Annotated in this window: 18 protein-coding genes and 1 pseudogene; 11 read left to right on the forward strand and 8 right to left on the reverse strand. The window is 58.9% G+C overall.

The features are described from left to right. Positions 1–1,067 precede the first annotated feature (1,067 nt). The 4 genes from ACVJ19_RS19870 to ACVJ19_RS19885 all read left to right on the forward strand — a co-directional run bounded on the left by ACVJ19_RS19870 (position 1,068) and on the right by ACVJ19_RS19885 (position 4,431). The gene (locus tag ACVJ19_RS19870) at positions 1,068–1,487 is read left to right on the forward strand and encodes a CopG family transcriptional regulator (protein WP_014493169.1); all 420 of its coding nucleotides are present in this window, start codon (positions 1,068–1,070) and stop codon (positions 1,485–1,487) included. A gap of 3 nt (positions 1,488–1,490) precedes the next feature. Continuing rightward, positions 1,491–2,681 (forward strand): extracellular catalytic domain type 1 short-chain-length polyhydroxyalkanoate depolymerase, encoded by a 1,191-nt coding sequence (locus ACVJ19_RS19875; protein ID WP_014493170.1) that lies wholly within the window; start codon positions 1,491–1,493, stop codon positions 2,679–2,681. A 149-nt stretch (positions 2,682–2,830) separates the two neighbouring features. Beyond that, complete coding sequence (locus tag ACVJ19_RS19880; protein ID WP_453950684.1) at positions 2,831–3,343, forward strand: Phasin protein; 513 nt, start codon at positions 2,831–2,833, stop codon at positions 3,341–3,343. Between the two features lie 761 nt (positions 3,344–4,104). Further along, positions 4,105–4,431, forward strand: coding sequence for a helix-turn-helix domain-containing protein (locus ACVJ19_RS19885; protein WP_453950685.1), 327 nt, complete (start codon positions 4,105–4,107; stop codon positions 4,429–4,431). Here ACVJ19_RS19885 and ACVJ19_RS19890 read toward each other — a convergent pair. The 4 genes from ACVJ19_RS19890 to ACVJ19_RS19905 form a co-directional block, all read right to left on the reverse strand. Next, entirely contained in the window at positions 4,416–4,661 is a 246-nt protein-coding gene (locus ACVJ19_RS19890) for a DUF2958 domain-containing protein (protein WP_141697813.1), read from the reverse strand. The two genes, ACVJ19_RS19885 and ACVJ19_RS19890, sit on opposite strands and share 16 nt — an antisense overlap. A 173-nt stretch (positions 4,662–4,834) precedes the next feature. Next, positions 4,835–5,005: a hypothetical protein gene (locus ACVJ19_RS19895; protein ID WP_157785228.1), complete on the reverse strand. Its 171-nt coding sequence runs from the start codon at positions 5,003–5,005 to the stop codon at positions 4,835–4,837. Between the two features lie 166 nt (positions 5,006–5,171). Next, positions 5,172–5,345: a hypothetical protein gene (locus ACVJ19_RS19900; protein WP_157785227.1), complete on the reverse strand. Its 174-nt coding sequence runs from the start codon at positions 5,343–5,345 to the stop codon at positions 5,172–5,174. 10 nt (positions 5,346–5,355) lie between these two features. Next, positions 5,356–5,907, reverse strand: coding sequence for a hypothetical protein (locus ACVJ19_RS19905; protein WP_453950686.1), 552 nt, complete (start codon positions 5,905–5,907; stop codon positions 5,356–5,358). A gap of 979 nt (positions 5,908–6,886) precedes the next feature. On the opposite strand from ACVJ19_RS19905, the gene ACVJ19_RS19910 reads away from it, so the two are divergent. From ACVJ19_RS19910 to ACVJ19_RS19925, 4 genes are all read left to right on the forward strand, one after another. Then, positions 6,887–8,212, forward strand: coding sequence for an OpgC domain-containing protein (locus ACVJ19_RS19910; protein WP_085972463.1), 1,326 nt, complete (start codon positions 6,887–6,889; stop codon positions 8,210–8,212). Between the two features lie 1,057 nt (positions 8,213–9,269). Further along, positions 9,270–9,506: a DUF6894 family protein gene (locus ACVJ19_RS19915; RefSeq protein ID WP_453950687.1), complete on the forward strand. Its 237-nt coding sequence runs from the start codon at positions 9,270–9,272 to the stop codon at positions 9,504–9,506. 346 nt (positions 9,507–9,852) lie between these two features. Further along, positions 9,853–11,013, forward strand: coding sequence for an ATP-binding protein (locus tag ACVJ19_RS19920; protein ID WP_453950688.1), 1,161 nt, complete (start codon positions 9,853–9,855; stop codon positions 11,011–11,013). A 305-nt stretch (positions 11,014–11,318) separates the two neighbouring features. After that, positions 11,319–11,657 (forward strand): response regulator, encoded by a 339-nt coding sequence (locus ACVJ19_RS19925; RefSeq protein ID WP_100213765.1) that lies wholly within the window; start codon positions 11,319–11,321, stop codon positions 11,655–11,657. Positions 11,658–12,236: 579 nt separating this feature from the next. On the opposite strand, the gene ACVJ19_RS19930 is transcribed toward ACVJ19_RS19925, so the two are convergent. From ACVJ19_RS19930 to ACVJ19_RS19940, 3 genes are all read right to left on the reverse strand, one after another. Next, complete coding sequence (locus ACVJ19_RS19930) at positions 12,237–12,380, reverse strand: hypothetical protein (RefSeq protein WP_157785226.1); 144 nt, start codon at positions 12,378–12,380, stop codon at positions 12,237–12,239. 76 nt (positions 12,381–12,456) lie between these two features. Next, on the reverse strand, positions 12,457–12,795 hold the full coding sequence (locus ACVJ19_RS19935) for a hypothetical protein (RefSeq protein WP_211434233.1): 339 nt from the start codon (positions 12,793–12,795) through the stop codon (positions 12,457–12,459). Between the two features lie 447 nt (positions 12,796–13,242). Then, positions 13,243–13,983, reverse strand: a complete 741-nt coding sequence (locus ACVJ19_RS19940; protein ID WP_453950689.1) for a Crp/Fnr family transcriptional regulator — start codon at positions 13,981–13,983, stop codon at positions 13,243–13,245. A gap of 212 nt (positions 13,984–14,195) precedes the next feature. Between ACVJ19_RS19940 and ACVJ19_RS19945 the strand changes: the two genes are divergently transcribed. Beyond that, positions 14,196–14,447 carry a DUF6894 family protein gene (locus ACVJ19_RS19945; protein ID WP_036003776.1) on the forward strand — a complete coding sequence of 84 codons (252 nt, stop codon included), beginning with the start codon at positions 14,196–14,198 and terminating at the stop codon, positions 14,445–14,447. Positions 14,448–14,480: 33 nt separating this feature from the next. Continuing rightward, positions 14,481–15,642: pseudogene (locus tag ACVJ19_RS19950) on the forward strand (acyl-CoA desaturase). Positions 15,643–16,358: 716 nt separating this feature from the next. Here the strand turns inward: ACVJ19_RS19950 and ACVJ19_RS19955 are convergent. Further along, the gene (locus tag ACVJ19_RS19955; RefSeq protein ID WP_081493884.1) at positions 16,359–16,601 is read right to left on the reverse strand and encodes a hypothetical protein; all 243 of its coding nucleotides are present in this window, start codon (positions 16,599–16,601) and stop codon (positions 16,359–16,361) included. Between the two features lie 176 nt (positions 16,602–16,777). On the opposite strand from ACVJ19_RS19955, the gene ACVJ19_RS19960 reads away from it, so the two are divergent. Then, positions 16,778–17,815 (forward strand): alpha/beta fold hydrolase, encoded by a 1,038-nt coding sequence (locus tag ACVJ19_RS19960; protein WP_453950690.1) that lies wholly within the window; start codon positions 16,778–16,780, stop codon positions 17,813–17,815. Positions 17,816–17,840 lie beyond the last annotated feature (25 nt).

Consider the following 17,840-nt stretch of genomic DNA (forward strand, 5'->3'; position numbering starts at 1 on the left):
ATCGGCCGTAGCGGGCTGCTCACGATCGTCTGAATTCAGTGCTCACGATCGCGCGAAATCGATGCTCACGATCCGTGAAATCCGCACCCTACTCGCGCCGCACCTCCTAGGGCGGCTCTGCCTACGTGAGCCACGGTGGCGGCTTCCAGGGATCGAGCCCAGGAAGCACCGCGGCGGCATTAACGAGACGTTCGACAAGGTCCCGCGCCGGCTTCGAGGCGGCATGGCAGAGGTGGCTGGCAACGCGGTCCGAGATCGATTACGAGGCTTGGCGCAGCTAGCGCGACTGGACCGCCTGGAAGAACTGCATGCACAGGCTGGCTCTGCCGTTGCCGACTCAACGGCCGGACGGGAACGCCCGCTGCTCTTGCGGTGAGATGGTCACCATCCGCACTCTGGATGGCCTGAGGCCGCGCTGAGGAACCGGCAAAAGAGGTTTGTGATCGATGGCGAGGCCGTGATCCTGAGTTTGCCGCCCTTGGCTCCGGAATGACGCCTAGTTGGTTCTCCAACCGTACAGGTCGGCCCAGAGCGGTTCGGACTTGTCGAGGAAATCGGTGAAAGCGGCGCTCTCGAGAACTTCAATCTCGCGGGGCTCGTTGTTGTGAAGTTGTGCTGGTAGCTGAGCCGGCCACTGACCACTGCGAAGCGGACAGCGAGCTCGCCGAGAAACGCTTGTTGCCCTGGCGTAAGGCGGGGCCCACGCTGATGCAGCATCAAAGCCGGTCACTTCAGCGAACGTGGGCAGCCGGCCATCCGGCGACACGGGAAGCGGAAGGTGAGCGACATTGAGCATGTCACTCAGAAGGTTAAGGGTGCTTTCTATTTTGGTTTGCCCGCGACGTGGGAGCACGACGAACCTGTTTCTGTTTTTTTAAACGAACTGGGCCATCGGGCTTGCGAAGACAGGGGAGGCGAGTTTCGCCAGAATTTGTCTGACGCTCCACGAGACGGTCCGCCTGCGCGAGCTCCTGGTTTATTGGATGGCTCCACCCCTTGAAAGGCACCCGGGAGCATCTAGATACATCCACACACCATCCAGACGGATGGTGCAGGGATGTTTCACTATGGCCGGAAATGCACACGAGCTGCGACCCAAGGCCCCCGACACCGAGAAGATCACGATCAACCTTGGCTATGTCGACCTCGGTCATGTCGATCTCATGGTGCAGGAAGGGTTCTATTCGAACAGGACCGATTTCATCCGGACAGCAATCCGGAACCAGCTCGAGCGACACGTAGAGGTCGTCAGACAATCCACGGCCCGGAAGAACTTGGACCTCGGGCTGCGCAACTACACACGCGAGGATCTCGAAGCGGCGCGGCGCGCCGGCGAAATGCTGCAGATCAATGTTTTGGGCTTAGCCACCATCGCCCAGGACGTCACTCCCGAGTTGGCGCGCGCCACGATCGCGTCGGTTTCGGTGCTGGGGGCCCTACACGCCACTCCCGCGGTCAAGGCCGCTCTCGCCGACAGAACGAGGTGAACGATGCTGAATCAAGACATAGTCCGCGAAGCAACCCGCCTCACGCGTGCCGGCCAACTGGTCGAAGCCACCGCGCTGCTGCAGCGCATGCTCCAGGGCGATCGCGCTCCAAGACCGGAGTCGCGCAGCGCCTCTCAGGCTCCGCTCTCGCGGCTCGATCCGCTTACCATCGACGCCATGGCCGACGTCGTCGAGGAGCGAGAAGCTCCGCAGGCCTCGTCGGCCCGCTCTGGTCAGGGACGCAGACGCTCCTTACCGCTCGACGGAATGCGGGATTTTTCCGGGCTTGGCCTGCGAAGTCCGATTACGCGCGCTCCTCTGTCGCCATCGGACATCGTGCCCGAGGGCACACGGTTTATCGCCGGTACCTTCAGTAACGCCGCGGGAAGCCGGACCTACAAGCTGTTCATCCCGAGCCGCTGCCAGGGACAACGGCTTCCCCTGATCGTCATGCTTCATGGCTGCACCCAGTCGCCCGACGATTTCGCGGCCGGCACCCGGATGAACTTCCTGGCGGAAGAGCAGAATTGCTTCGTGGCCTATCCTGAGCAGCCGAGCGGAGCCAACCAGTCGAAGTGCTGGAACTGGTTTCGCACCGGTGACCAGCGCCGCGGTGAGGGCGAGCCTTCGATGATCGCCGGCATTACCCGCCAGATCATGCGCGACCATCCGATCGATCCGAAGCGCGTATACGTCGCGGGTCTCTCTGCCGGTGGGGCCGCCGCTGCCATCATGGGCGCCACGTATAGCGACCTATACGCGGCCGTCGGCATTCATTCAGGCCTGGCGTGTGGGGCCGCCAGCGACCTTCCCTCCGCGTTCGTCGCCATGCGGCAGGGAGGCGGCTCCAAGGCAATTGCGGACGGCAAAACTTCTGTGCCGACCATCGTTTTCCATGGCGATCGCGACACAACGGTGCATCCAAAGAATGGCGATCAGATTATCGAGCAGGCCGCCAGGGCAACGAGGCCGACGATGAGGGTGCTGCGCGGACGCGTACCCCACGGCCATGCCTATACTCGCACCGTCCTGATCGACGGGGCCGGTCGGGCGACTTCCGAACACTGGAACATCGATGGCGCCGGACACGCATGGTCAGGCGGCAGCCCCGCCGGGTCCTACACTGACCCGCAAGGGCCGGATGCCACGAGGGAAATGCTGCGCTTCTTCCTCGAGCATTCGCTCGGTGGGTAGTCTGGCTTCTCGGGGCGGCTCAGAGAACGTGCGATTTATCTTAGTTCATGCGACCAACAGTGCACGGGCTTGGAACGCCACGTCACAGAGCCTGTTGTCCTTTCGGAAATGACCGTTGTGGTCGCACCCCCATTTTCTTGGAGCGTCAGATGAGCAAACGCAATGCGGCGACAGCGGCAAAGCGCGCCCGCAACCCGAAAATGGCCGCGCGGGCCCAACGGAACAAGCAGGCCATTGTTAGAAGCCCGAAAGACAATTCACTTCACTCTGCTGCGGCAGACTCGGTCGAACCGCCTCCTGAGCTTCATGATGATCCTAAACACCAGGTTCCCATCATTGAGCCTGAGGCGGATGCCTTAGTAGGTGACCGCAGCCAGAGAATGACGGATAGCGATCCAACGAAAGGCTTTGCTCTACCGACAGCAAACATGCAGGCGTATCAAGCGAAGCTTCTTGAGATAGCCGGGGCCAACGCGCAATTCGCTTTTGAATTCAGCCTGAGACTTGCGACGATCAGGTCACCAACTGAATTTTTCGGCGTCATTACGGAGTTTACGAGCAGACGGGTCGATATGTTCGCGCGGCATTCGAAAGAACTGGCGGCATATCCGTTCTTGCGGATCAAGCCGCCCCGAGAAGTCACGGCTCTGCCGGGACGATAACTGCAAGCCTTACCCGCTGCGGCAAAGGATGGACGCAAACGCGGATCAAGCACGCGGGTCACGGTTGCTGCTTTCGGCTAGGGAGCGCGACTCACAACGAGGGAGCGGAATCAGCGCCGGCCATTTTGGTGCCGATCTTTGTCTTGACCGCAGTTTCTGCGTGAGGGGCCATCAAACCGCAGTCAGGGGCAAGTGCCTTGCCTTGCGACGCCGCTCTTCAGATGGGCCCATCAAATTGGAACACGCCAAGGATGTCGGGCTCGATTTGCTTCCCTGGCAACCCGCGATTTCTGCGCTGTACCCCAAGAGTTAGCGGACCGAGGCTGGCGAGTTGAGGACCCTGCCATCTCCGGGACGCGGGTTCGGAATCAGGTTTGTTCGGAAGATCGGCGGAAGCTGGTGCAAGACGGCGCCTGCGGGTTTTTGCCAATACTTAGCAGGCGGTGCACGCCTACATCTGATCGCGTCGGCGCTCTCGCAGCCTCTGAAAAACCTTCCCGACATGGCGACGAACGTGTCAATGGCGTCGGCGACGCATCGCGGCGGCCGTCCGATATTCCGGATAACTCCGCCGGTGTGTTTTCTCGCTGAGCCGCCCCTCGAGAAAGGCGCGCGCATAGATGCCGGGCGAACTGTGGCCCTGAACCAGGATCAGATCGCCGCCATGGTTCTCCGAAGCTGCCAGGCGGTTCGAGCGCGACGCGCCCATCCTTGACGAGCAGACGACGTCTGTTCTGCTGGCTTATGCATGGCCGGGAAATGTGCGCGAGCTTCGCAATGCCGCCGTGTTGGGTGTGCTCGACGGCAAGACGATCAACAAATCCGGCCTTGGCGGCGCGGACGTCTCGTTGCCTCGCCAGCTCGAGAACATCGAACGATTGATCATCGAGGATGCATTGCGCCGCAAGCAGGGCGACGTCCAGACAACAGCTGCGCTGCTCGGCCTCCCCAAGCAGACCTTGTACGACAAGATCAAGCGTCTTGGGGTGAACGTCGACGGCATCAAGGAAGGTTCGAGTCTCCGCCGGGGATTGTGTTCGAGTACGGACGCCGGGATGACGTGCCGCCGACGTTACCCGCCAGCTTGAAGGCCGCGGGACAGACGCGGCGCCGGACCAGGAAACGCACTCCCTGAGATCCCCACGAACTGCCTCAGGCGACAGATCGAATAAGATAAGACGTAGCCGAGTTCCGGGCACCCCTGACCGAGGTCGCACAATCCGAAGAGGCGATCGGGCTCGTCTGGATCGACTTCAGTGATGAGCCACGTGGCTTGTGCGTCCCGTGCGAAAAATTTCGCCACTGGTACGTGGGTCACCGCCGTTGATTGCGTTCACCAAGAGTTGGACGCGGTCTGCCACCGTGCGGAGATCGACGTTGAACATCAAGCCGCTCCCAGTCAGAGCGTTTGGGTAAATCGACGATTGGATATGTCGCACAATTCATTGGTACAAAGGGCAAATTGGTCGGTCCGGTAAGTCATTGTTTTTGCTACTCTCGATCGGTCGCTCCCTCGGGGGCACCCCGTCGTCTGATCTCGTCCTCGATTTCTTCAAGAAAATCGAGGATCTCGGGAACGTCCATGTCCTCAAGCGCGTCGAGCTTATAACGCTCCACGATCGTCAGTTCAGCCTCTGAAAGAGGTCCGGCCCCATTTTGCATCACCGTCTCCCGGTTTATTGGACGAGCAGGCAGGCGAGACCGACTGATGACGTTCTCATCACCGATAAATGCCTAGGGCCTCGCGGTGACAGGTTTTTGTTAACACCTATGGCGGTACCGAATCTGAGCAAATTTGACCATCTCGCACGAAGCGAATTGGGACAGCCTAGCGCTCGTCCTTGGCGCTGTGATGAAGATTAAAAGCTCTGTCGTACTTGTCGCGGGCTTCGGTACCAACGCTGTATCGGCCAGGCCACCATGAATGTGGTGGATTGTAGTTGTCGTTCTCAGCGTCTGCCTTGGCTTTTTCCTCCAGCTTCTCGGGCGTCCAAAGCGACATTGATCTATCTTTACCCCACATCTTGGGCCTCACTAGTGACTTTACTGCGGCTTATGGCGCCGGCGGCAATTTGAAACAAGGTGCCAACCGCCCAACAGCATCCCACCAGAACGCTGAATCTATCCCGCCTGGTGTGATCAAAGACAATGATGCCAACGCTCATAAACACCGCAGTCGCCGCGAAGAACGTTCCGGCCGCGCTGGCCATCGCCGCCTCATCGGTGTCGAAGCTCCATTCTCTCGGTCGTCTGACTTGTACCGTCTGCACAATACGGCTCGGCAGATCGACGCCGAGATAGAAGCCAAACGCTCCGTAAAGCATCATCAACAAGGCGACTTCTTCGTTTCGGAATAACTCGCTTTCCATACGCACCAGTCCTAGGGCGACGTATAGGCCGCCGGCGCCTCCCACCATGGCAAGTCCGATTCTTTCAAGGATGTGCGCCACTTTGATGAGAACGGAGCGACGGAGCCACGTGGTAGTGGAGGCTTGAGCGTACTTCGCCAACTTTTTCTCTCCAGCCGATAAAGCGCCTAGAACAGCTGCAATGCTCATTTTCATGGCATCCTCATTCGGCCATTTAATTGGTCGCAAGCTACGCAAGCATGCCTGAGCGCATCGTGATCCAATTCAAACATCAATTTGCAGGATGACGTGTGCGCCTACCTACGGCACTGGGCTGCCATTTCATGGACGCGGCGACCTCAGTGCGTGGCCGTTTTTGAGGCAGGTCTCGGACAAAGCAATCCGCTCGACAAGCAACAGACTAACGCCGTATCAGTTCCCACCGCTCAATGAATACTTTCCGCCTGGGGCAACTCATCACGGGACCCAACGAGGCGGCATTCAAACTGGCAGAAGAAATCTGCGCCAACGTCTCCCGAGCGATTGTCCGGTTGAAATTTCGGATCGACACTTTACTCCGTGTTTCGTGCCTGCCCCGAACGGTCGAGCGCTACATCATGCAAGGGGCGGCATGTCGCGCATGCGCCGAAGAGTCATACAAGTCGAAGGCGAGAGCCGATTGAGAATAGTAAGTGGGGCTGCCAGTCACGGCTGGTGGGCGGATGACTCGAATAATAGAAATTGATAGCTATTAGGGAATAAAGAGCGCATCGTTACGTCGTGTTCGATAGTAGCGCCAGCGCGAAGCTGTACCCAGCGGGATGAAGCTCAAAGAGAGTTAGCTTCAGCGCTTTCCACCGAGCGTGGAGGCCAATTGATTTTCAATCGGCACACATTCGCCCGAAGAGCTGAATGGTGTTTGCTCCCGCGGCATCGCCTCCTCTGCGAGTGGTTATAGCGGCACTCCGGGATCAATCTGCGAGAATGATCATGGTGATGACCCGATCACGGACCGAAACGGTGGTGTTTGAGCACCCATTCCGGATCGCGAGCGCTGAACGACTCCTACCGGCGGGCTCATATGAAGTGGTTACCGACGAAGAGTCGATGGAAGGCTTGTCAGCTCCTTCCTTTCAGCCCGTCGCCACCAAAATCCTGGTGCCTGCGGTGCCGCCCCGGGACCCCTTCCGTCGAGATGGTGACGATCAGTTCGCTTGATCTTTCCAATGCCCGGGAGCCTTTGCGTGAGGCGCCTATCGATCTTAACAAGCATCGCGGTAGGACCTCGCCGAACACTGGCTTTCACCGAACGTCGGCGGAGATTGAATCCAATGATAAGGAATTACTCGGTCGGCTTCTGCACCTCGCACCCAGGTTGCTCGCGACGCCTACGAAACCGGGTACGAGCGCGCTGCCGGAGCTGAACGGGCCCGGCCGCGACCTGCGCATCGATGTGTGCCGCGGTATCGCGCTTTGGTGCATCTTCTTGAACCACATTCCCGACAACATCGGAAGCTGGGTGACGCTCCGGAATTACGGCTTTAGTGATAGTGCGGAAGTGTTCATGTTCCTCTCGGGTATGACTTGCGCGCTGGCCTACGGCAGGGCGCATGCACGCGGCGGTTGGCCCGGCGTGCTCAGCCGTACGCTGTGGCGAAGCTGGGACATTTATGCCGCATTTTTGCTGCTCACGCTTGCTTGCGTCATCGTGGTTTACCTCGCAGGCAGCGGCGGGCTTGCCGACGAAACCAACACGCGCATTTTCTTCGATCATCCGGGAGCGACGCTCGCCCATGCAGCGATACTGCAATACCGGCCCGTTAACACCGACGTCTTGCCGCTCTTCGTGGTTTTCCATCTTTTGTTCGCGCCACTGCTGTGGCTGATGCTCCGAGCGCCGAACCTGGCGCTCGGCGCCTCGCTGTTGCTCTATGCGTCGGTGCATCTCCTCGGCTGGACCGTTCCGGCGTGGCCAAACAACAATTGGTTCTTCAATCCGCTTGCTTGGCAGTTGCTGGTTGTGCTCGGTGCCTGGTGTGTCACGGAGGGCAAGAGGTTCTGGCCGCGGATGAGCTCACGCACGGCGCTTGGGGCTGCCGTTATCTATCTGGCTTTCAGCCTGACTATCGCATTGGGTTGGAGCACTAGACCAGCGGAGGGACTTGACCCACAGATCCTGGCGAAGTTGCCTTACCTGGCGGGCAAATCGGACCTCGATCCTTTGCGATTGCTGCACTTTATTGCCCTTGCGATCTTGGCCGTATGGCTCGTGCCTCGCAACTGGCGAGGGCTGTCGACGCCGCTGATGCGCGGAGCGATCCGCTGCGGCGAGAACTCCCTGGCAATTTATTGCCTCGGCGTTCTGCTGGCGCTTGCCAGTCACATAGCGCTGGTAAACATCTCAGATGAGATTGCAATGCAGATCGCACTCAGTTTCTTCGGCATCCTGGTGCTGATCGCGGCCGCAACGATGCTCAGCTCGATCAAGACCAAACCAAGGCAGCGACTACCGTCTTCCTGACATCCGATTTCATTGCAGACGATGCACATCCAAACGGCTGATGTCACGCGAGATGCAAAGCGGAATTGCTCTGGTGCCACCGGTGCCTGCCGAACCGCGGCGATCGGGCCACTCGACAACGACCGCCGCGATTGGCCATCGTACCTCTCGCCCGAAAGACAGCGTGCGCCTCTAGAGCTGCAATAGCTACAACTTTCTCGGCCTCGCAGGGAGCGGACAGACATTCGATTTGTTGCTCGCGAACCCCGATTTCACTGGCTATTCCCTGATAGAAAGCGCAGCGTCGTCGCTGCGGAGATTCCGGGTGAGGCAGTGGCCACCTGCCAGGCGGGCTGCCGTCGCAATGGTCCGGAAAGCAATTGCACTCCGTCGCTCCCTCGTCGTGTTTGAGAACAGCGCAAGGAGCTGTGCGATGAGCGGGCGGTCGTGGCAGGGGTTCACTGGAACCCTAAGCGGCCGGATTCATTAGCTCGAGACGGGAGCAAAAAATGCCGGATTCCCCATCTCGCAGGGATGACTGTCCGCATCTCATGCCGCGGCATTGCCGTTATCGCCCTCCAATCGAATGATGTCAGAGATGTCCAGGTCAAAAGCAGTTCCGCGGAAGACGTCAGCGGGGACAGCTGAGCAAGGACGGGCGGTTCGGCTGACGCGCGAGCTTCTCGACCTAGTTGACGCATGGGCGCTCAGCCAGAAGCAGAGGCCCAACCGATCAGAAGCGGTACAGCTGCTGGTGAAGACGGCGCTCGAAGGGCTGCGTGATCGGCCTATGCGCGAAGCTCCGGATTCGAATCGTGAGAGCCCTCGGATCCGCGCAAAGGAGCTGGCCTCTGACGCAATTGACGGGCTGGGTGATGCGAATGCGACATCTGAAGACAGGGCAAGCCGGAAGGGCAGGTTAATGAAAGGCCCCGAAGAATTTCGCAACGTCCGGCGGGACAGATCGAACAGTTGAGGCTGATCGTGTGACAGACCGACAGGCCGCATCAATGTCCGAGTCTTTGAGCAAACGAAGCACCGACTGGGGCTAATATGTGATCATTTTCCGGAGCGCTCGATGAATCGGTATTTCTTTGACATCCAAAGTGGTCGCGATTTCTTTGCGGACCAGGAAGGTCTACCCCTTCCCAATCTGAAAGCCGCCGAAGTCAAAGCAATGCAAACCTTGACTGGAATCGCCCAGGAATCCGTCTTCCCAAGCAAGCGGGCGGATTTGGCAGTGGAAGTGCGCTCGAGCACCGAACAGCTGTTCTGCGTTTCGATAGTCCATCGGAACTCGAGCACCAAGCATTGAAGCCGGTTCCCCTAGGCCAATATGGTGGTGCTAGCTTGCATCCGCTACAGATCGACGCAGAGGTGCGCCGGGTCCTGCCCGCGACGTGAGTGGAACGATCGCTTTCCGATATCCCCGCGTCCTGCAGGGCAAGTGCAAAACGACCGTTGTACCGCAGGTTCCGGCCGCAAAGTCGCGCGGTTCTCCCCGCTGGCGGAGCCAGTTGTGACAGCTCGGGAGCCAGTGGCTATACTCTAGGCTCGGCGCTTCGGAAGGGCACGGCATTCGCGAGCAGCGGGCTTGTGCCTGCTCGATCTAGGGCTCGCGTCATCTACTTGGGGGCGGCTTTGAGTACTTGGGGGCGGCTTTGAGCAATTCCACTGAGCGGCCAAAGTACGAACGCCTGGCTGACTTCATTCGACAGAACCAGGCTCCGATCGTGAAGGAATGGACGGAGTTCGCTCGAACTCTGTCACCGGCCAGCGATCGGATGACGAAGTTGGCTCTGGAAGATCATATCTTCGATCTTCTTAGGTTTGTGGCGGACGACCTCGAACCCGCACAAACCCCGCGGGAGCGATTTGATAAATCGCGAGGCGACGGCCCGAAAGATAGCCCCTTTTCTCAAAGCGCGGCTGAGCTCCATGCCGCTCTGCGTCTGGCCGACGGCTTTAACATCGACCAGATGATCTCGGAATACCGGGCGCTTCGCGCAAGCGTCGTCAAGCAGTGGGTTGCTCATCATCGAAGCCTTGCGGACACCGATATTGAGGACTTGACGCGGTTCAATGAAGCGATCGATCAGGCCGTGACGGAGTCGGTGGCCCACTATACCAAGACGATAAATGACTCGCGCAACCTGTTTCTGGGCGTCCTCGGCCACGACCTGCGCAATCCTCTCGGCGCCGTTTCAATGGGCGCTCAGTGGATGGAGCGATCGGGGACAACCGACGCGAAGCAGGCCAAGGTTGTTTCGGAGATCAAGCTGGCCGCAGGGCGGGCGACGCGAATTCTGAACGATCTGCTCGATCTCACACGCTCGTCCTTCGGCACTCAAATCCCCGTTACAAAGACCGAGAACGACGTTGCGGCTCTGTGCCAGGAAATCGCGGATGAGTTTCGCGCCGTCAACGCAGATAGGAAACTTCAAGTCGCGACGAAGGGCGATCCGTTGGTTTCCTGCGACCGCGCCCGCCTGGGACAGGTGCTGTCCAACCTGATGGGCAACGCGGTCCATTATGGCGACGTAGCGACGCCCATCACAGTGACCGTCGCAGGTAACGATCCCGATGCTGTGACCATCAACGTGCACAATCTCGGCTCCTCAATCCCGCTTGAAGCGCAAAAATCAATCTTCCAATCCTGGACGCGAGGCCACGATGACGGAAGTCCGCCAGAGCACAGTACCCACCTCGGCCTTGGCCTCTACATCGCAAAATTGATCGTCGAAGCCCATGGCGGCGAGATCTCTGTGGCATCCAACGAAGAAACAGGCACGTGCTTTTCGATCCGACTGCCTCGCAGGTGACGGTCATGCTCTGAGGGGAAGGGGTGGTGGCGTTCGACGCGCTCACCCTGCGGCGATGGGCGGGCAGGGTCGCCAGACGCACATTGCCGACGGGGCGACTTCCACGCTCATTCGGCGGAAGTGGCGGCGCCTCATGGTGAACCCTTGGAACCGTCAGCCGCATTGTCGATGCAAAGACTGCTCAGAAACAATCGGCCATTCGGAACGTCGGCTGCTGCCATCGCTTGATATCCGACCGGGTGGCGTCTCCTGCATTAGAAAGAGCTGATATGCCAGAGCAAAGCTCTCCTCGCGGCAGTTGCATCTTGATCGTCGAGGACGAACCGATGCTCCTCTTGATGGCGAACGACATCGTCCAGGATGCGGGGCTGCATCCGCTCCTTGCCGGCAATGCCGATGAGGCCATCAAGATTCTTGAAACCCGACAGGATGTCTGCGTGGTCTTTACGGATGTCAGGATGCCTGGCTCGATGGACGGGATTGGGCTCGTGGAAGCCGTTCGCGAAAGATGGCCACCGATCCAGCTCCTTGTGGTCTCCGCCCATCTGGTCGAAGGCTCTGAGCTACCCGATGGGGCAAGATTCTTCCGCAAGCCATACCCGTCAGAGGCGATCATCTCGACGCTCCGAGAGCTTGCTGCCTGATCGTGAGGAGCGTTTGTCCGCACAACGGGTTGCTGAACGCCTTTGGCGCCGGCGTCGCTCCGATGCCCATCTGTGCTCGCGCGCTTCGCATTTCCTGTGGGGGCGTTGATCCTGCGGGCGCCGAGCGCGGGTCTCACCAGCTTCTACCACCTGATCAATATTGACCAGCGCGTCGCACCTTAAATTGCTACGCTTGATGCATCGCCGCGCGGCCCTCGGTATCTGTCGGTGATGAGAACGCTGTCGCGCTCCCGCCTTCCCTGGGAAAAGGAGCACGCTATGCAGCGACGCCGAATCAACCAAACCACCTCCTTTGAAGAACGCCTTGCCGAGCATGGGCGAGCCCTTCGTCAAAAGGCAAAATCGCTTCCGCCAGGTGTTGAGCGGGAACAAACCATCCGCAAAGCTCGGCAGGCGGAGACCGGGGCTCAAATCAGCGATTGGCTGTCCACACCCGGATTACCGGCTCCCGAATGAAGGAACGGGAGGTCGCTGCGTTCGAGCAGCATCAGAAAGCAGCATGATGTTGCGCGCGGATCCTGCTGGCAGGCCCCGCGCGCCGGCTCACGATCATTGCGTTCAGTCCCGGTCGTTCGCCTCTTCCTTGATCACGGGCGGTGTATGGCCGAGCTCAATCTTTTGAGCCAGTTGCGCCCGCTCCTTGTCTGCCGGCTGATCTTCTCCGCGGACGCGCATGATGCCGTGGTCTGATGTCTTGGTCATGATGACCTCCTGCCGGACCAAGCCCGGCTTAACCACAACGTTCCAAATACGGAGAGCCGCGGGCGGAGCGGTCGCGTCATTCCGGTTGCTTCGCTACAATTGGCCGCGGCCTCGTTCTGAAACGTCGCCTGAGCCGCTTCCATTTCATCTCGATCCAACGCAACACGGCGAGGAGAGGTTTTTGCAGGATCGGCATGTCCTGCGCGATGAGAAGAAGTCCAAGGGGGAGCATCCAGAGGCCGAAGAGGGGCAAGAAGCTGAAGATGCCCCCGAGAATGAGTCCCCCCGCAACGATGATCCGGATCCAGAGTTTGGATGGCTCCCGCAGCCAGCGAATGAAAGTCCCGACTTTCGTGGGCACTGAACGCTCGATCAATGTGAAGTATCTGTTCAGCCCTACTGTGACGGAGGCCATGCCAAATCCGATTCGCGTGAGTGTTAAAGAACCGCATCGCAAAATGCTGCTCGGAACTAAACCGGCTGGGGGCGAAGTGTTCCCAGGTCGTGGTTGGGATCGGCTTTCTCGATTGCGGCAGCCAAGCGACTTCACAAGAGATGCGCCATCAAACAAAAGCCGCTCGGGCGTTACACCGAACGGCTTTTCTTCGCGGCTCCCAGTCTCCTGGTTCTGCCGCCCAACTCAAGCCGCCTCCTCACCCCTTTGTTCCCTCGGGCGTCCGGCTGTCAGCTAATCGGTGGCGCAGATGAGACGAACGATGACTCTCCGGCTGCCGTATTCTTCAATGAGTGCAGAATTCCAACCTGCCCTAGAGCTGTCTCTGGGATGGCAGATGGTCGAAGAGGTTCATGGGCGGCCCTCAGTTCATCCGTCCGCGCCGCCGTTTGACGAAGGGGCGTAACGCTACGTGGCCGTCTTCGGTAGGTGGAGGTATCCCGCGTCGAAGTCTCCGACTTCCTGGAGCCGGGTCCAATCAAGCACCGTCAAGTGCCGGCTTTCGAGGTTGATCAAACCCAGCTTGCGCAGCTCCTGGAGCGCGCGGTTGACGTGAACAATCGAAAGGCCCATGGCATCGGAAAGCTCTTCCTGCGTGATCGGCAGTTCGCATGAGTAATCTTCCACAAGGCCCATGGCTCGCGCACGGACGATATATTCGCACATAAAATGCGCTGCCCGGCCTAGCGCCTGCCGACGTCCGATATTGGTGATCCATTCGCGGAACATCGCCGCATAGATAAGTGTTTCACGCCAGAGGGCCGCCGCGACGCGGGCTTGGCGTTCGCACAGGCGCTGCAGATCCTCGTGCTGAATGAAGCCGACCTTGCAAGCCGTGATCGTTCCGATGCTGATGTCCAGCGTCTGCAGGTGCAGGCTCTGAAGGTCCGGCATGTCGCCCGTGATGTGGAATGCGAGGATCTGGCGCTTGCCCTCGCCTGTCATTTTGAAGGCGCAAGCCACGCCATCGGCAATGACGAAAGATCGGCTCGGGCGATCCCCCTCGCGTACGATGTCCTGATGGGCCTCGATCACCCTCTGATCGATCGGGAGCGCCAGTATCGCCTTCCGCTCTTCGTCAGAAAGCGGGAAGACAGTTTCCAGCTTGCGGATCAGCGGGTGAGTATTCCTTACATTGGCCGCAGACACTTGAAAGAGCCTTCGAATTCAGTTCCACAAATTAGCATCGTTGCTGTCCCTGAGTCTGTTCCTTTTTGACGATTTAAGCCGGGCTCCGTGAGCAGCGGTTCTTCTAGGAACGGAGTGGGATGGCGAGTATTGTCGCCTATCTCCCGTGACCATCAGGCGATCCGGAGACTGAGAGATGCCACGCGCTCCCCGCCAAAATGAAGGAGCGTCCCATGCCGCGCTATCATTTTCACATTATGGACGGCAAGGCTGGTCTCGATCACCACGGCACCGAGCTTGCCGACCTAAATGCTGCAAAGGAAGAGGCCGTAAAGCTGGCGGGTGAAGTCCTTCGAGAGTCGAAGCCGGGCGACATATGGGAAATCAAATCCTGGAAGCTTCTCGTCAATGGCTATCCCTCGCCCGAGACGGGCCGCACCTATTTTACGTTGGCCCTGTCCGCGGCGGATGATGTGTCTGCTTGACGGGCCCCATGCCAAACCGCTGAGGTCGTCAGAGTGTCTACCCATATTCATGCGGATCAGGAACACGACATCATATACCCGCAGGTCCTTCCGTTTCTGCTGATCCACGCCGGTTGCCTCCTGGCGACATGGTCGGGCGTCTCGTGGCCAGCGGTTGCGATGTGCATCGTCTTATATTGGTTACGCATGTTCGCGATCACTGCTGGGTATCACCGGTACTTCTCGCATCGAGCCTACTCAACGAGCCGAACGTTCCAGTTCGCTCTTGCGTTCCTCGCCCAAAGCAGTTCCCAAAAAAGCGTACTTTGGTGGGCTGCGAAACATCGACATCACCATCTTTACTCCGATACGGAGAAAGACGTGCATTCGCCAAGCCAAAAGGGCTTCGTTTACAGCCACGTCAGCTGGATTTTCCATCGCCAGCATGATGCGACCGACTTGACGAAGGTTTCGGACTTTGCGTCCTACCCCGAGTTGATGTGGCTTCATAAACTGGAGCTTTTGCCTGCGATCGTGACGGCAGGTCTTTGCTTCCTCATTGCCGGGTGGTCGGGACTCGTGGTCGGATTCTTCTGGAGCACAGTGCTCCTGTATCATGCAACGTTCTGCATCAACTCCCTTGCACATGTTCACGGCCAAAAGAGATATGTTACGGGCGATAACTCCCGCAACAACTGGCTTCTGGCTCTGTTTACGATGGGCGAGGGGTGGCACAACAATCATCACGCCTAGCAAAGCAGCGCCAAGCAAGGCTTTCGTTGGTGGGAGATCGACGTAACCTATTATATTCTGGTGGCCTTATCCCGGCTCGGCATCGTCTGGAACTTGAAGACGCCCGCCGGAGCAGGTTCTCCGCAACGAGCAACGCTTGGGATCTCGTGTCATCAGGCGGACAGCCGAGCAACTTGTTCGTCGTTTCAATCCCGAGGGCATCGCACTGGCGATCAGATCATCAGTCCATCAGACCGACTTGTTCCCGAGGGACGTTGTTTTGAAGGGGTATCCTCGCGTGGAGATGCATCTGCCCAACATGCCGACTCGCGGCCAATTGCTGGCGGAGGCCCGCGTGATGTTCGCGAAGACGACTTTCTTGGATGATATCGTCGATCGCGCTCACGAACTCCTGTTCGCATCGGTCGCTTCCTACTTGGCCGTTCCGCCTCTCGTGGCCGTCAAAAATTCAGATCTTGAATGAAAACGTAGGATTGTGCGCCGGGCGACCGCATGTAAGACCAATGTGAACTGGCAAAAATCCGGCACGCGAGCTCTTTCCTCACAGAGGCCGTTTCGCTCCTGATGAGGATCGCTGGAGCGTTGACTTCTCAGCCCAAGAAGGTTCGCACCTTTGTCACGGCGTCGTAAATTTCGATCTTGAGCTTCGGGTAAGTCGATTTAAGTGTGCGACCCGACGACTCCGCAGCTTCCGCAGTATCAAACTTCGACTTGAAGTGCCCGTCGACAATGACCACAAATCCGTCCGTTGGCGGTCTGTCAGCACGTGGCGCTTTCGGCTCGGGCTCGTCAACTGAGTGAACTGGCTTTTTCATCGGAAGTCCCATTGAATCGCAGAAGCGTGGCAAGCGGCTCCCTGAGACCGACGGCATGCCGCAAAAGAACATATATGCCGGCATCAGGGGCTGGCAGCCGAGTTGCGTCCCAGAGTGCAGACAGCAGACAGAGGGCACAAGCTTTGCCGCCGCCAGGCTCTGACAGGAACGACTCTCCCGTCCTGAGGTTGTCGTGTTGGTCTGTGGCGCGATAACTGACCCCTCAGCTCGCGCCATCCACCCGGGATGGCTCATCGTGGGACGCGCGTCTTGCGATGAGTCGATTCTCGGAAGGGTGTCTCAGTTGGTCCTCAGGTTCTTTCCGCGGCTCTTCGAAAAGGCAAAGTCGCGGGCGTTGTCGGCCCTATTCGGCGGGCTTCTCTTTGCGCGGAGACGGGAGCGTTCGATTTTCGTCAGTCTGCTCCGCGTCACCGGGCTTTTTCCCCGCCATGTTTCCCGGATTGTAGTGATACTTACCTTCCGGATTTTCGCCGGGCTGCTTTTCATCCGGGCTTCTGTTGTTGTTGTTTGCCATTGATCCAGTCGCTTTCTTGGCAAGAGTAACAAGGTTGAACAAGACCAACGTCGACATGTTCCACGCGATCATTTCTTGCCCCCAGCGCGCTGGGGGCAATCAATCGGGAGTGACTTGAACCGGCGACAGCGACAACGATGCGCTCCAAGGTACGTTTGGAACGAAGACTTGGCACCGACGGTTGACGATAGCCTGCAACATTTCTCAATCTCCCTGAGGCATCGTGCAGACCACCAGAGGTACTGCACATGGAACTCCCGCGAACACGCTCGCCCTCGCTCCAGTCTGACTACACCACTCCCTTGCGGCGACATCTTGCGCTTGCGGCCTTTGCAGGGGCAGCTTCCCTCCTCGGGGCCATGGCGATCGTAAATGGGCGAGTCGCCAAGAAAGCGGAACGCGATAACCCGCCTCGCGGGCAGTTCTTGGAGATCGATGGCGTCCGACTGCACTACGTGGAACGCGGCAACGGCCGTCCGCTTGTGCTCCTGCACGGCAACGGCAGCATGATCCAGGATTTTGAATCCAGCGGCTTGATCGACCTGGCGGCCAACCGGTTTCGGGTGATCGTATTCGACCGCCCCGGATTCGGACACAGCTCGCGGCCGCGGAACGTGATATGGACCCCGGAAGCCCAGGCCGATCTGTTCAGAAAGGCGCTTGATCGGCTGAGCGTTCAGCGGGCGATCGTGCTTGGACATTCATGGGGTGCGGCGGTCGCTTTTGCGCTGGCGACAAGACATCCGTCATTTGTCGAAGCTTTGGTGCTCGCATCAGGCTACTATTTTCCAACCGTTCGTGCTGACTCGGCGGCATCTTCGATGTCTTCGATACCCGGGATGGGCGATGCGATCAGTCACACGATCTCGCCGATCGTCAGCCGCCTCTTGTGGCCTTCCATGTTGCGAAAGATGTTCGGTCCGCGGCCAGTCCCTGACAAGTTCGTCGGCTTCCCCAAGGAGCTGGCGTTGCGACCGTCACAGATGCGTGCCAGCGCGGCGGAGGCAACGTTGATGATCCCCGCTGCATTCGAGTCGTCGAAGAGCTACGATCAACTCAAGATGCCAACCATCATCATCGCCGGCGATGAGGATCGCCTCATCGATATCAACAAGCAATCGGTCAGACTTCACGGCGAAATCGCTCACAGCAAGCTGCACCGCGTCGCTGGGGCAGGGCACATGATCCAACAGTCTGCCACGGCTCGGTTGATGGCGGCCATCGATGAAGCCGCTGCTGCGACCGACATTGGCGGGAATGCACCGCACCGGTTCGCGAGCGCCTAGGAACGCTCCGGCGGGGCCACGTGTT

This window comes from Bradyrhizobium sp. USDA 376 (genome assembly GCF_054063675.1).

Coding starts and splice junctions, on each gene's coding strand:
- ACVJ19_RS19945 (WP_036003776.1), top strand. CDS start 14,196: ATGCCGCGCTATCATTTTCACATTATGGACGGCAAGGCTGGTCTCGAT.
- ACVJ19_RS19870 (WP_014493169.1), top strand. CDS start 1,068: ATGGCCGGAAATGCACACGAGCTGCGACCCAAGGCCCCCGACACCGAG.
- ACVJ19_RS19915 (WP_453950687.1), top strand. CDS start 9,270: ATGAATCGGTATTTCTTTGACATCCAAAGTGGTCGCGATTTCTTTGCG.
- ACVJ19_RS19960 (WP_453950690.1), top strand. CDS start 16,778: ATGGAACTCCCGCGAACACGCTCGCCCTCGCTCCAGTCTGACTACACC.
- ACVJ19_RS19930 (WP_157785226.1), bottom strand. CDS start 12,380: ATGACCAAGACATCAGACCACGGCATCATGCGCGTCCGCGGAGAAGAT.
- ACVJ19_RS19910 (WP_085972463.1), top strand. CDS start 6,887: ATGGTGACGATCAGTTCGCTTGATCTTTCCAATGCCCGGGAGCCTTTG.
- ACVJ19_RS19875 (WP_014493170.1), top strand. CDS start 1,491: ATGCTGAATCAAGACATAGTCCGCGAAGCAACCCGCCTCACGCGTGCC.
- ACVJ19_RS19880 (WP_453950684.1), top strand. CDS start 2,831: ATGAGCAAACGCAATGCGGCGACAGCGGCAAAGCGCGCCCGCAACCCG.
- ACVJ19_RS19935 (WP_211434233.1), bottom strand. CDS start 12,795: ATGGCCTCCGTCACAGTAGGGCTGAACAGATACTTCACATTGATCGAG.
- ACVJ19_RS19895 (WP_157785228.1), bottom strand. CDS start 5,005: ATGCAAAATGGGGCCGGACCTCTTTCAGAGGCTGAACTGACGATCGTG.
- ACVJ19_RS19900 (WP_157785227.1), bottom strand. CDS start 5,345: ATGTCGCTTTGGACGCCCGAGAAGCTGGAGGAAAAAGCCAAGGCAGAC.
- ACVJ19_RS19955 (WP_081493884.1), bottom strand. CDS start 16,601: ATGATCGCGTGGAACATGTCGACGTTGGTCTTGTTCAACCTTGTTACT.
- ACVJ19_RS19905 (WP_453950686.1), bottom strand. CDS start 5,907: ATGAAAATGAGCATTGCAGCTGTTCTAGGCGCTTTATCGGCTGGAGAG.